The organism is Gemmatimonadota bacterium (assembly GCA_026705765.1).
Classification (GTDB): Bacteria; Latescibacterota; UBA2968; order UBA2968; family UBA2968; genus VXRD01.
On record JAPPAB010000025.1, the window covers coordinates 1 to 12,100 of the forward strand.

13 protein-coding genes are annotated in these 12,100 nt (G+C 50.3%); 9 read left to right on the top strand and 4 right to left on the bottom strand.

The features are described from left to right. The 3 genes from OXH16_03165 to OXH16_03175 all read left to right on the top strand — a co-directional run. A partial coding sequence (locus OXH16_03165; GenBank protein ID MCY3680368.1) for a hypothetical protein occupies window positions 1-1,575 on the top strand: 1,575 nt, incomplete at its 5' end. A 95-nt stretch (window positions 1,576-1,670) separates the two neighbouring features. Beyond that, entirely contained in the window at window positions 1,671-2,612 is a 942-nt protein-coding gene (locus tag OXH16_03170; protein MCY3680369.1) for a mannonate dehydratase, read from the top strand. 32 nt (window positions 2,613-2,644) lie between these two features. Then, window positions 2,645-3,637: a Gfo/Idh/MocA family oxidoreductase gene (locus OXH16_03175; GenBank protein MCY3680370.1), complete on the top strand. Its 993-nt coding sequence runs from the start codon at window positions 2,645-2,647 to the stop codon at window positions 3,635-3,637. 68 nt (window positions 3,638-3,705) lie between these two features. Here OXH16_03175 and OXH16_03180 read toward each other — a convergent pair whose 3' ends face one another. Genes OXH16_03180 through OXH16_03190 form a run of 3 tightly spaced genes read right to left on the bottom strand, consistent with a single transcriptional unit; the run spans window position 3,706 to window position 5,782 of the window. Next, on the bottom strand, window positions 3,706-4,263 hold the full coding sequence (locus OXH16_03180; GenBank protein ID MCY3680371.1) for an HDIG domain-containing protein: 558 nt from the start codon (window positions 4,261-4,263) through the stop codon (window positions 3,706-3,708). Window positions 4,264-4,278: 15 nt separating this feature from the next. Beyond that, entirely contained in the window at window positions 4,279-4,878 is a 600-nt protein-coding gene (locus tag OXH16_03185) for an LON peptidase substrate-binding domain-containing protein (GenBank protein ID MCY3680372.1), read from the bottom strand. Window positions 4,879-4,882: 4 nt separating this feature from the next. Further along, entirely contained in the window at window positions 4,883-5,782 is a 900-nt protein-coding gene (locus OXH16_03190) for a LysR family transcriptional regulator (GenBank protein ID MCY3680373.1), read from the bottom strand. 244 nt (window positions 5,783-6,026) lie between these two features. On the opposite strand from OXH16_03190, the gene accD reads away from it, so the two are divergent. Together accD and aroQ are read left to right on the top strand one after the other, a co-directional pair. After that, a complete protein-coding gene (gene accD, locus OXH16_03195) occupies window positions 6,027-6,896 on the top strand; it encodes an acetyl-CoA carboxylase, carboxyltransferase subunit beta (GenBank protein MCY3680374.1) in 870 nt (289 codons plus the stop codon). After that, complete coding sequence (gene aroQ, locus OXH16_03200; GenBank protein ID MCY3680375.1) at window positions 6,893-7,333, top strand: type II 3-dehydroquinate dehydratase; 441 nt, start codon at window positions 6,893-6,895, stop codon at window positions 7,331-7,333. Before accD ends, aroQ begins: the two co-directional genes overlap by 4 nt. Before the next feature lie 129 nt (window positions 7,334-7,462). Here aroQ and OXH16_03205 read toward each other — a convergent pair whose 3' ends face one another. Further along, window positions 7,463-8,188: a nicotinate-nicotinamide nucleotide adenylyltransferase gene (locus OXH16_03205; GenBank protein MCY3680376.1), complete on the bottom strand. Its 726-nt coding sequence runs from the start codon at window positions 8,186-8,188 to the stop codon at window positions 7,463-7,465. A gap of 63 nt (window positions 8,189-8,251) precedes the next feature. On the opposite strand from OXH16_03205, the gene OXH16_03210 reads away from it, so the two are divergent. The 4 genes from OXH16_03210 to OXH16_03225 form a co-directional block, all read left to right on the top strand. After that, window positions 8,252-9,004 (top strand): outer membrane lipoprotein-sorting protein, encoded by a 753-nt coding sequence (locus tag OXH16_03210; protein ID MCY3680377.1) that lies wholly within the window; start codon window positions 8,252-8,254, stop codon window positions 9,002-9,004. 2 nt (window positions 9,005-9,006) lie between these two features. Further along, entirely contained in the window at window positions 9,007-10,215 is a 1,209-nt protein-coding gene (locus OXH16_03215) for an ABC transporter permease (protein ID MCY3680378.1), read from the top strand. A gap of 5 nt (window positions 10,216-10,220) precedes the next feature. Beyond that, window positions 10,221-11,450 (top strand): ABC transporter permease, encoded by a 1,230-nt coding sequence (locus OXH16_03220; protein MCY3680379.1) that lies wholly within the window; start codon window positions 10,221-10,223, stop codon window positions 11,448-11,450. Between the two features lie 11 nt (window positions 11,451-11,461). After that, the coding region (locus OXH16_03225; protein ID MCY3680380.1) for an ABC transporter ATP-binding protein at window positions 11,462-12,100 on the top strand (639 nt) is incomplete at its 3' end.

The window sequence follows — 12,100 nt, forward strand, 5'->3', positions numbered from 1 at the left end:
AGCGGGCGTCTTATTCTGGGGCTTTCGCTTTCTATTCTCGCGGGGGGATTTCTCGCGTCGCTGGGTGAACCTCTTTATTATTTGCCGATTATTGCGCTGCAAAAATCCCTGATTGGCTATGTTTGGACGCCTTTGGAAAGTTCGTTTCAGCTCTATATTCTCGCGTTTACTGCAGGGCTTATCGGTATGGTGCGCGTTACCACGCTTTCGGGTGGCAATCGCGGTATTGCCAATGTGCTCGCCCGACGTGCCGAGGGCGCGCGTTCAACGCGGTTGGCGGCATTTTTTATGGGGCTTGCTATCTTTTTTGACGATTATGCAAATTCTATTGTCGTGGGTTCTACTTTGCGTCCGATAGCGGACCGATTTAGAGTATCGCGGGAAAAACTCGCGTATATTGTCGATTCAACCGCCGCCCCTATCGCGGGTATTGCGATTATCAGTACGTGGATTGGATACGAAGTTAGCCTTTTTCAGGATTTGATGATCGATCTCAAGACCGGGCTGTCGGGATACCAGCTTTTTTTTAATGCTCTGCCTTTGCGTTTCTATTGTTTGCTTACGCTTACTTTTGTGTTGCTTTCTGCTTATCTGCGCCGCGATTATGGCCCCATGCTCGCTGCAGAACGCCGCGCACAAACAACGGGTCAGGTGATGCGCCCTGGCGCGACGCCAATGACCGGACGAGCACAGGATGAAATTGGGCCTGTTGAGGGCGTCCGTCCCGTGTGGTGGGCGGCTGTTTTGCCCGTGCTTCTCGTTATTGTGTGTGTTATTGGGGGGATGGCTTTTGATACTTGGAATCACGAGAGGGTTCTCGCTGCGCGGCGGGATTATGGCTTGATGAGTAGCGCGTTTTGGAGTGCGTGTTTTTCAAATGCCAATACTGCGCAGGTTCTTTTTGTGGCGGCAATGCTCGGTTCTGCACTCGCGATTGCGATAGCTATTACGCGCAGGCATGCTGGAACGGGTGCGCGGGTTATTTCTGTGGGGGATGCTGTCTCGACCTGGGCGCGCGGTATTGTCGGCGTGTGGTATGCGATTGTTATTCTGATTCTCGCATGGGCGATCAAAGAGGTCTGTGCAGATGCGGGTACGTCAACTTATCTCACCGCGGCACTTTCTCCGCTTATTTCTCCGGGGCTGCTGCCTTTGCTGATTTTTCTGCTCGCTGCTCTTGTTGCATTTTCAATTGGCACGTCCTGGACGACGATGGCGATTCTCATTCCTACAGTTGTTCCGCTCGCACATGCGGTGGGGGGACTGCCGCTGACGATTCTGGCAGCCGCAGCTGTGCTCGATGGGGCGATTTTTGGCGATCATTGCTCGCCTATTAGCGATACGACCGTGATGGCGAGTATCGCATCGTCTTGTGACCACCTGGATCACGTTAAAACACAACTTCCCTACGCGCTGACGACGATGAGTGTCGCGGGCATTTTGGGCTATTTGGGGACGGCGCTGGTTTATCCGGGTTGGGTTGGTCTCGTCCTGGGTCTGATTACTATTCCAATAATTCTTCTCACTATAGGTAAGAATCCGGATGAGCCCGTCCAGTCTCCCAATCGGCTTTAGTGTCTGCACTCTATTGTTTTCTTGACTTCTATTTCCAGGTGATTCATGCATGCTCTGTCGTTTTTTGGGATTCGAATTTTTAGTGGAGGTTTATCATGACAATCCAGGAGCAGTTGCACTACGAGCAGGTGAATGATGAGTCGCTGAGTTTTCTCAAAGCGATTGGCGTTGACTATCTGACGATCAATCCGTCGATGGATATGCGCGATGGCAAAGATCGCCGCGCGTACTGGGAAGAGGTGCGAGATAGAGCCGCCGACCACGGCCTGATTTTGCGGAATGCCGCCAGCTATGGTTGGGATGAATTTACTCTGGGTCTGGAAGATCGAGATGAAAAAATAGATGCCTGGTGTATGTTTATCCGCAATTTGGGTGAGGCAGGGATACCCACTCTGGGATACAATTTTAAGCCGATTGGCAATTTTCGCACAGAGTCGGCGACGGGGCGCGGTGGCGTCAAATACAGCACGTTTGATTACGATGAATGGGCGCGCGAGCGCGTGTATGTGCCCGACAAAGTAATTTCAGAAGCCGGCATGTGGGAAAATATCGAATACTTTTTGAAGCGCGTGATACCCGTGGCAGAGGAATACGGCGTGAGGATGGCATTGCATCCGGATGATCCGCCCATTCCCGAACCGATGGGTGGGGCCGCTCGTATTGTATCGACATTGGAGCAATATCACCGCATCTTTGACCTTGCTCCCAGTTCGTGCAATGCCATGCTATTTTGCCAGGGCTGCGTGGCGGAAATGGGCGAAGATGTTTGCGAAGCGATCCGCGATATTGGCGGTCGGGACAAAATTGTGTATGTGCATTTTCGAGATATTCAGGGTACGCCGAGAAGTTTTCGAGAGGTGTTTATCGATGAGGGGCAAAACGATATGCACCAGGCGATGCAAACTTACAAGGAGGTGGGGTTTAATGGCCCGTTTATGATGGACCACACCCCAAGGTTCTGGCAATCGGGTACTGAGTGGGCAGGGCGCGCGTTTGCCGTGGGGTACATGCGCGCGTTGATTCAGGTGGTTTATTGAGGCAGGTGGGAGGATTTTAAAAGGAGAGTAATATGGGAAAGAAGACGGCGAGTTCTCAGAAGGTTGTCAAGGTCGCCATGATCGGTGCGGGGGGGCGGTCGCGCAGTGTACACTATCCCTCGCTGAACGATATGGACGATGTCAAAATGGTGGCTGTATGTGAGTTGAATGAAGTGCGTATGATTGAGGTGGCGGGGGAATACGATATTCCCGCGCGATACACCAATTATGTGACGATGATCGAGCGGGAAAAACCCGATGTGGTTTATGCGATTATGCCACCGCATCACATATACGATCTGGCGGCAAATATTATGGAGATGGGCGTCAATATCATCATTGAAAAACCACCTTCAGTAACGACCGAACAGGCCAAACAGATGGCATTGCTGGCCAAAAAGAACAATGTGATTACGGGCGTGACATTCCAGAGGCGGTTTGCGCCAGTGATTCGCACTGGAAAAGAAATATGTGAAAAAAATGGGCCAGTTCACAGTGCGGCGTCGTATTTTTTGAAAAATGAAGTGGGCGGGCAACCCATTTACAAGGGCGCGCTGGAAAAATTGACCTGCGATGGTATTCACGCGGTGGATACGCTGCGATATTTGTGCGGTGGAGAAGTAGAAGCCGTGGCGAGCGATGTGCGGCGATTGGATGCCACGTTTAGAAATATGCACACAGCCCTGGTGAAGTTTTCATCTGGTGCGACAGGTGTGCTACAAAATTGTTATATGATGGGACGTCGGATGTTCACGGTGGAAGTGCATTCGACGGGTATTTCGATGTTTGGCGATCCCGAAGAGGGCGGGCAGGTATTTGCCGATGGCAAAGTTGAGCCCGTGCGCACGCTCGATCCATGGACGCTGAGCGAAAGCGAGAAGCCACATGTCGCTTTTGGGGCTTATGCCATCAATCGCCATTTTATTGATTGCGTAAAAACGGGCCAACAACCCGAAACAAATTTTGAAGATGCGGCAAAATCGATGGAATTGGTCGATGCAATTTACGATTCGCAAATCGGATGAGATGCAATTACAAAAAATAGAAAAGGCGGGATGTGATAGATCCCGCCTTTTTGTTATTGGGATATTGATTAAAGCCCTAAGTCATCGGAAATATCGCCCATCGCATCGCGTACAAAAGCGATATGGTCGTCTAATTCTATGCCGAGTTCTTCGGCGCCGATCAAAATGTCTTCCCGCGAGACATTTCGCGCAAAGCTTTTTTGTTTTATTTTTTTTCGCACTGAAGAGACTTTGAGATCTGCGAGTTTTTTGGTGGGCTGCATTAGGGTTACAGCTACGATAAATCCAGTCAGTTCATCCACTGCAAAGAGGGCTTTGTCGAGCAGGCTTTCTCTGGGCACACCCAAGTAGGGCGCGTGTGCTTTAATCGCATGGATCATTGCTTCTGGATATCCCTTTTCCTCGAGGATTGCCACACCAAACATGGGGTGTTCTTCGGGAGTCGGATGTTTTTCGTAATCAAAATCGTGCAGCAATCCGGTAATGCCCCACAAGTTCTCATCTCGACCAAATTTTCGCGCATAAGCACGCATCGCGGCTTCTACTGCGAGCATGTGTTTGATGAGATTGATATTTTCCGTGTGCTCGGTCAGCAATGCAAAGGCATCATCGCGGTTAAGTGACATGGGAAATCCTCGGGTTTATAACAGGTGTCCATTGCCACGTGTGCGGCGTTTTACTTCGCGCAGGGTGGCGAGTGACTTTTCGAGCGCATTGGACACGGTTTTGAGGCGTTCATTGGGTGAGGTGCTTTCCAGAAGTGCTTGCTGTTCATCGAGAGATAAGGTGAGGTTTGATGCGAGAATATATGAGAGTGTACCCAGTTCCAGGGCGGGTATTTGGGGCGAGATCCAGCCCGATGAGAGCTTCATGGCTTCGGAATAGAGTTTTTTAGCGCGGTTTCCCAAAGCGATGTCAAAAGCTTCATCGCCATCTTCTACATCTTCTACAAGGCCCGATATATATGGATGGATGTCGTATTGCTGGATAACTCGAAAGCGTCGCGTTCCTTCAATCAGGATGTTCATTCGGCCATCGGGAAATCGATTGAGCAGGCCGACAACGCGCGCCGCGCATCCGATGTCATTAAAATCGTTGTCTGTACCCCATACAAGACCAAATTCGGTGTCGTTGTCAAGGCATTCACCGATCATTTGTTTGTATCGCTCTTCAAATATGTGCAGGGGAACACGCCGGTGTGGCAGCAGCACCATGTCGAGGGGGAAGAGGGGAAGTTCCATTGGGTCAGGAGGCGGGTTTTTGACTGCTGTTTAAGAGAATATCGAGCAATTTTTGGGTGGCGATTGACAAACTGCGTCCTTTGCGAAAGAGAATGCCCAATGGACGGTCAAAATCTCGATCTACAAAGTGCAGATATGCAAGGGTTTTGCGAGCGATTTCTTGCTCAATGGAATTGAGGGGCAAAACAGAGATGCCAATATCGACTTCTACGGCGTGTTTGATGGGCGCTATGTGGTCGAGTTCCATGACGATATTGGGGCGTATTTTGTGTTTTTTTAAGAACTGATCAACGGCGCGCCGCGTTGGGGTTTCGGGGGTGAAGAGGACCAGGGGGAATTTGTTGAGTTCTTGTGGCAAGAATGCGTTGCGAGAAGCCAATTCATGATCGGGATGCATGGTCACGACCATCTTGTCCTGTGAAAAGGGCATCACATCTACATTGCGTTGGGTGCGGGGATACGGCACAATGCCCAAATCGACTTCGCCATTGGCAACATCGTCATAAATTTTATTTACCTGATCGTATTGGAGACGGAAATTAACCCGGGGATAGGCTTTGAGGTAGGTTTTGAGAAAGGGTGTGAGTTCGAGCATTCCCACGCTGTAAATAGATGCCAGACGAACAGTTCCCGAAACCACCCCTCCCAGAGCCTGGATGCGGTGTTCCATTTCTTCGTAGCGCCGGACAATTTCTCGGGCATAAGAGTAAAAAATTTCGCCTTCTGCTGTGAGTGTCAGGCGTCTTTTTTCGACCCGTTCGATGAGTTGTTTTCCCTGGCGTTTTTCAATGCTTTTGAGTTGCTGGCTTACTGCGGATTGGGTAACGGAATTAAGGACAGCGGTTTTGGAAAAACTCTGCGTTTCAATCAGGTCACAGAAGACTTTCAAACTTGTAATCAGCAAGGGCTTTCTCCATCGTTAAAAGTATAAGGGGATATAAAAATGTGGAAGGGGGTAAATTAGGAAAGCAAATCTATAAGAAAATCGAAACTATGTCAATAGAAAAACTGGTTTTTAAAATATTACCCACCTGTGAGGCGCGATTTTGGTAAATTCGATTGCTAAAACGCCCATTTTGGATTTGCTCTTGTAAAAAAGGTCAGAACATCTTATACTTCAATTTGTTATCGCTATATGGAGATCGCTTATGAACTGGTTTAACAAGCTTAAATCCGGTATTCGGACGCTTGTGAGCAAGCGTATGCCCGAAAATATCTGGATCAAGTGCGAGCGGTGTGAACAAATAGTTTACCGAAAGAAACTCGAGCAAAATACAGGTATTTGCCCGCATTGCAAACATCACTTTCGCATATCCAGTGCCGAATATATCGCCGCTGTGCTCGATGAAGATTCGTTTGAAGAAATAGGTCGAGAAGTCAAATCGACCGATCCGCTCACATTTGTCGATCTACAGCCCTATCCCGATCGGCTCAAGGAGTATCGCAAACGCACCAATATGGATGCCGCTGTGTTGGCTGGCGTGGGTAAGGTTAATGGTGTGCCTGTAGGCATTGCCGTGCATGAATTTGGTTTTATGGGTGGGTCACTCGGTTCGGCTGAAGGAGAGCGAATTTGTCGGGTGATTGATCGGTGTATGCGCGATCAATTGCCGCTGATTATTGTGTGCCGGTCTGGCGGCGCGCGCATGCAAGAGAGTATTTTTTCGCTGATGCAAATGGCGAAAGTCAATGCCAGGTTATCGCAATTTTCAGATTCGGGACTGCTGTTTATTGCCGTTTTGATAGATCCCACAACAGCCGGTGTAAATGCCAGTTATGCGTCTATTGGCGATATCAATATCGCCGAGCCGAATGCGTTGATCGGATTTACGGGATCGCGTATTACGGGGTCTTCTGTGAGTGCCTCCGAGATGGAAGCTCTGCGGCAAGCACAGCGCGCAGAGCAAGTGCTCGAACACGGTTTTGTCGATATGATTGTTTCTCGAGATAAAATGAGAGATACCCTGTCTCAGTTGATTGAGATGTTGCGTAAAGAGCCTCCTGAGGTTACTTCATGAAGATTCTCGTTTTACAAGGTCCCAATATCAACATGCTGGGACGGCGCAAAGCAGAGCATTACGGTACTGTTACAATGGACGAGGTTCACGCACGTCTGGAACAAAAAGCGGATGAACTGGATTGCGAGATTGTATGTTTTCATTCGAATTACGAGGGGGCTCTCGTTGAAAAAGTGCAGGAGATGCGCGATTCTGTAGATGGTATTCTTATGAATCCCGCAGGGCTGACCACAACAAGCGTATCGCTGCGGGACGCGCTTGAAGACGCTGGCTTACCACTGGTCGAAATTCATTTGTCCAATATCCACGCGCGAGAAACATGGCGACGGCATTCTCTGTTTTCTGAAATTGCAGTGGGCATTATTGCCGGGTTCAGATGGCGAGGCTATGTGTCGGCGCTTGAGATGCTGGTTGGCATGCTGCGAGAGGAAGAGTGAAGCGTGTAACTCCACCCTGCCCCGCCCCAATACTGGTGTCTCATCCTACCTTTTGATTCATCTTCACCGTGAACTGGTCTGCGACCAGTTGTCCCCCGTTTCCTACTTCATCTTTTCCACTTCCTAACTTCATTTGTAAAGGTCAAATGTCTCTATAAATTGGGCGATAGATTCTGGCACGAGGTCTGTGATGGGGTCTCCTGATCGGATGCGTTTGCGTACCTCGGTAGAGGAAATATTGCCAAAGGATGGGGGTAGTTGGAGAGGGTGTACGCGATTTGCAAAAGACGCGCATTCGGGACGTGACATAAATCTGTGAAAGACTGCCCGCGAAGAATTTTCGCGGTTGGCAGATACAATGTGGCACAGTGAAAATAGCACTTTGAGTTCGGCGGGCATGTCGGTGTAATAGTGCGGATCAAAGATGCGTATCAGGGTGTCGTGGCCGACGAGAAAGTAGATTTGGACGTCAGGTGAAAAATGTGTTCTGAGAGCGTGTGCTTTGTCGATAAAGCGGGCGTGACTACATCCAGCAATTGATAGACAAGTGTCCAATTGGGTATCAGAATCCGCGTACTTGACCATCATGGCGAGGCGTTGGCTCAGGTCTGCGCCAGAGAGGGCTTTATCGACATTGGTTTTGGCGAGGAGGAGGACGATTTCGTCAAAGTTAAAAGCATTTTGTGCATGGTGTACAAGTGCCTCGTGGGCGAGGGTGAGCGGATTGAAGGATGCGTCGAGTACCCCGATATGTTTGGGATGTCGAGGTGCGGCTCGATGTACAAATCGCACCGCAGGGGGATGGTGGGGATCGAGGCTATCCATGAGGATGCGGTAGTTTTCAAGGGTGTTCATGATGGGAAAAATTTATGTTAGAGGCAGGTGTGAGGCAAGGAGAAATACGCGAGGATATTACAAATGATTTACCGATTGTTTTTAATGGCATTTGTCATTCTGTTTGCCTATCCCGTTGTGCCGTTGGCATCTGAGCGGGATGTGGAATCTATTGTACGAAAAATTGACGCGCTCTACCGCAGCAAAACCAGCGTGGCGGATATGGAGATGCAGATTGTTACGCCGCACTGGGAACGCACGCTGTCGATGCGGGTGTGGACCAAGGGGATGGATAAGACTTTCATCCGCATTGACGCGCCCAAAAAGGAAAAGGGCGTTACAACGCTGCGCATCGGCAATGAGATGTGGAACTATCTTCCAAAGACCAACAAGGTGATAAAGGTGCCGCCGTCGATGATGATGGGGTCGTGGATGGGGTCGGATTTTACGAATGATGACCTCGTCAAAGAGTCGTCAATGCTCAACGATTATAGCTACGATCTGATTGTGCCGGATGACGCGCAACCGGGGCATCTTTACATCCGGTTCATTCCAAAGGAGGATTCTCCGATTGTTTGGGGCAAGCTCATCACGGCTGTGCGGGCAGATGATCTGATTCCGGTGTGGCAACATTTCTACGATGAGAAGGGCAATTTGATGCGGGTCTTGAATTTTAAGGAGATCGCGTCGTTCGGCGGTAAGACGATTCCAACTTTGATGGAGATGGTGCCGCAGAATAAGGACAGACATAAAACTGTTATGCGTTATCTCCAGGCCGAGTTTGATGTGCAGATAGATGACGATGTATTCACGCGGCGCAATCTTCAGAGAAAGTGACGATGCTCAAAATAGCATTTCGCAATATCTTTCGCCAGAGGCGGCGCACTGTGTTGACTGCGCTTGCAATGATCGTGGGATTCACGCTTTCGTCGGTCTTTATCGGCTGGTCAGATGGCGCGTATTCGGATATTATTTCCATGTTCACGCGGAATCGCATCGGGCATATTCAGGTGCATCGCGCGGGCTATCTCGACAAGCCATCGCTTTACGATGTGATCGGCGGTTATGAATCTATTGGCGAGAGGATTGCTGGGGTTGAGGGGGTTGAGGCATGGACGCCGCGCATCTATTCTGCGGGGCTTGGTTCGGTGGGCGATAAGACGATGGGTGTACAAATCATCGGCGTAGATGTGGAGCGCGAGGTGATTGCCACGCGGTTTGATCGGAAGATCACCAGTGGGGCGATGTTTTCAGACGCCGCGCGCGAAGCGATTCTCGGCGTTGGGCTGGCGCGTATCCTGAAGGCGAGTGTTGGTCGCGAAATAGTGCTTGTCACACAGGGCGCGGATGGTGCTATCGCCAATGATTTATACACGATTGTCGGCATTGCAGAAAGCGGAGATAAAGCGACTGATCGGATGGCGTGCTATCTCCATATTGATGACGCGCAGGACTTGCTCGTGCTCGACGAGCGCGTTCACGAAATCGCCGTGATCGCCGAAGCGTTGGATCGCGTCCCCGAAATCACCGCGGCGATTGAGGCACAGATCAACGACTCAACGCTCGAGGTGTCGCCGTGGCAGGTCGTCGCCAAATCATTTTATCGCGCGATGCAGGCCGATAGACAGGGCGATCTTATCGGACGCATGATTATTATGCTGATTGTCGCTATCGGCGTGCTGAATACGGTTCTGATGTCGGTGCTGGAGCGCACGCGAGAGTACGGCGTGTTGAAAGCGATGGGGACAAAACCGGGTCAGATCTTCGGGGTGGTGGTGGCTGAGGTGACGTTTATCGCGCTTGGCAGCATTGTCATTGGCGCGATATTCGGCGCAGGTCTCAATTACTTGTTGTCGATTTACGGCATCTCATTGCCGCAAGAGTTCTCCTATGGCGGTATTGTGTTTCAGACGATGTACGCCGCAGTTACGGTGCGAAGTCTTGTAGTTCCCGCAGTTACGGTCCTTGTCTCGGCAATTTTTGTCAGCCTGTTTCCCGCGCTGAGAGCAGCGCGAATTGCTCCTGCCAGCGCGATGAGAACGCATTAGAAACTATGTCCTGGATACTGATAAAACTCGCCTGGAAGAATCTTTTTCGGCATAAACGCCGTTCCATTATTGCTGCAACAGCGATGGGTATTGGGCTTGCGGCTCTTATCTTTGCCGATGCACTCTGGTTGGGGATGGAGCGGAATATGGTTAAAACGGCGACGGCGTCATTTCTGGGAGATGCACAGATTCATCGAGAAGGGTTTTCCGATGAGCAAGCAGTTGAGTTGACAATTAACCAACTCGATGCGGTGGTTGCCAATCTTCGGCGGGAAGGTATTGTGGCGCACTTCACCTTGCGGACGTTCGCTTTTGGCATGATAACTTCACCTGCAACTGTTGCGGCGGTCAATCTGGTGGGCGTCGAACCATCTACCGAGCGGTATTTGTCCCAAATTGACGATGCGATTGTTGAAGGCGCGTTTTTTGAGGGATTAAATCCGCGGGATATTGTCATGGGCGAGGAACTTGTGCAACGCCTTGAGGTGGGCTTAAACGACAGGGTTGTTGTGACGATGGCGCAAGCCGGGAGCGGTGATCTCTCGCAGGAGATGTTTCGCGTTTCTGGAATTTATCGTTTTGCCGACGAGGGGATGAACAGCGGTATGGCGTTTATTCGATTGTTGAAGGCGCAGCAGATGCTCGCTCTCGGCGCGGGGGCGCATGAGATTGCGCTGAAGTTTATCGATTCGACATCAGCGGAGGATCAGAACTTGCCGTTTTGGAAAACTTATTCGCAAGGAGGAAACAAAGCGCGTAGCTGGACAGAGGTTTTGCCAGAGGTGCAAGCGATGTTCGATATGTCGAAGTTCAGCAAGTACATTATGGGCTTTGTGCTGTTTGGCGTGGTTGTTTTTGGCATTGTCAATACGCTGTTTATGTCGCTTTACGAACGGATGTTTGAATTTGGCGTGTTGCGAGCAATTGGCACGCGTCCGTTTGGCATGGCGCGGCTGATTCTGTTTGAGGCAGGGGCATTGGCAGTTCTGGGTATCATTTTGGGTATGATTTTTGGGTTTTGTGTCACTGTAATTTTTTCAATGATTGGCATTGACTATACGGGGATCGAGATGATGGGGATCACCATGCAGGAGTTGATCTATCCGGAGGTGCGTATCCAGCCGTTCATTTTTTATTCGATCTGGATCTTTGTATTTACAATTATCGCAGGGCTGTATCCGGCGATGTATGCGGCGAAGATGTCTGCGGCAACGGCGATGCGAAGGAGTTTCTGAAGGAGATATTCGTGGCGCATGTAATAGTGACAGAAGGGGTGACCAGAGTTTATTCGGATGATGGTGTGCCCGTTCACGCCTTGCGCGGGATTGATCTGACTATTGAGCGAGGTGAATTTGCGGCATTGGTCGGGCCGTCTGGGTCGGGGAAGACGACTTTGCTCAATATCATCTCCGGGCTGGATACACCAACAGATGGAAAAGTATGGCTCAATGGCAAACTTTTGTCGCGCATGAGCGGTAATGCGCTTTCGGATTTTCGGCGGGATAATATCGGATTTATTTTTCAAGCGTACAATTTGATTCCAGTGCTGACCGTCGAGGAGAATGTCGAGTATATTATGCTCCTGCAAAAGGTACCCAAATCCGAGCGACACGAGCGCGTGCTGGCGATATTGGAAGAGGTAGGGTTGGACGGGATGGCGAGTCGGAAGCCGACGCAACTTTCGGGTGGACAGCAGCAGCGGGTCGCGATTGCGCGGGCTATGGTGTCTCAGCCCGCGATTATTCTGGCGGATGAACCGACGGCGAATCTCGATTCAAAGATTGGCGCAGAGTTGCTCGATATGATGTATCGGCTCAATACGCAGACTGGAATGACATTTATTTTTTCCACGCACGATCCGATGGTGATGGCGCGCGCGAGGCGG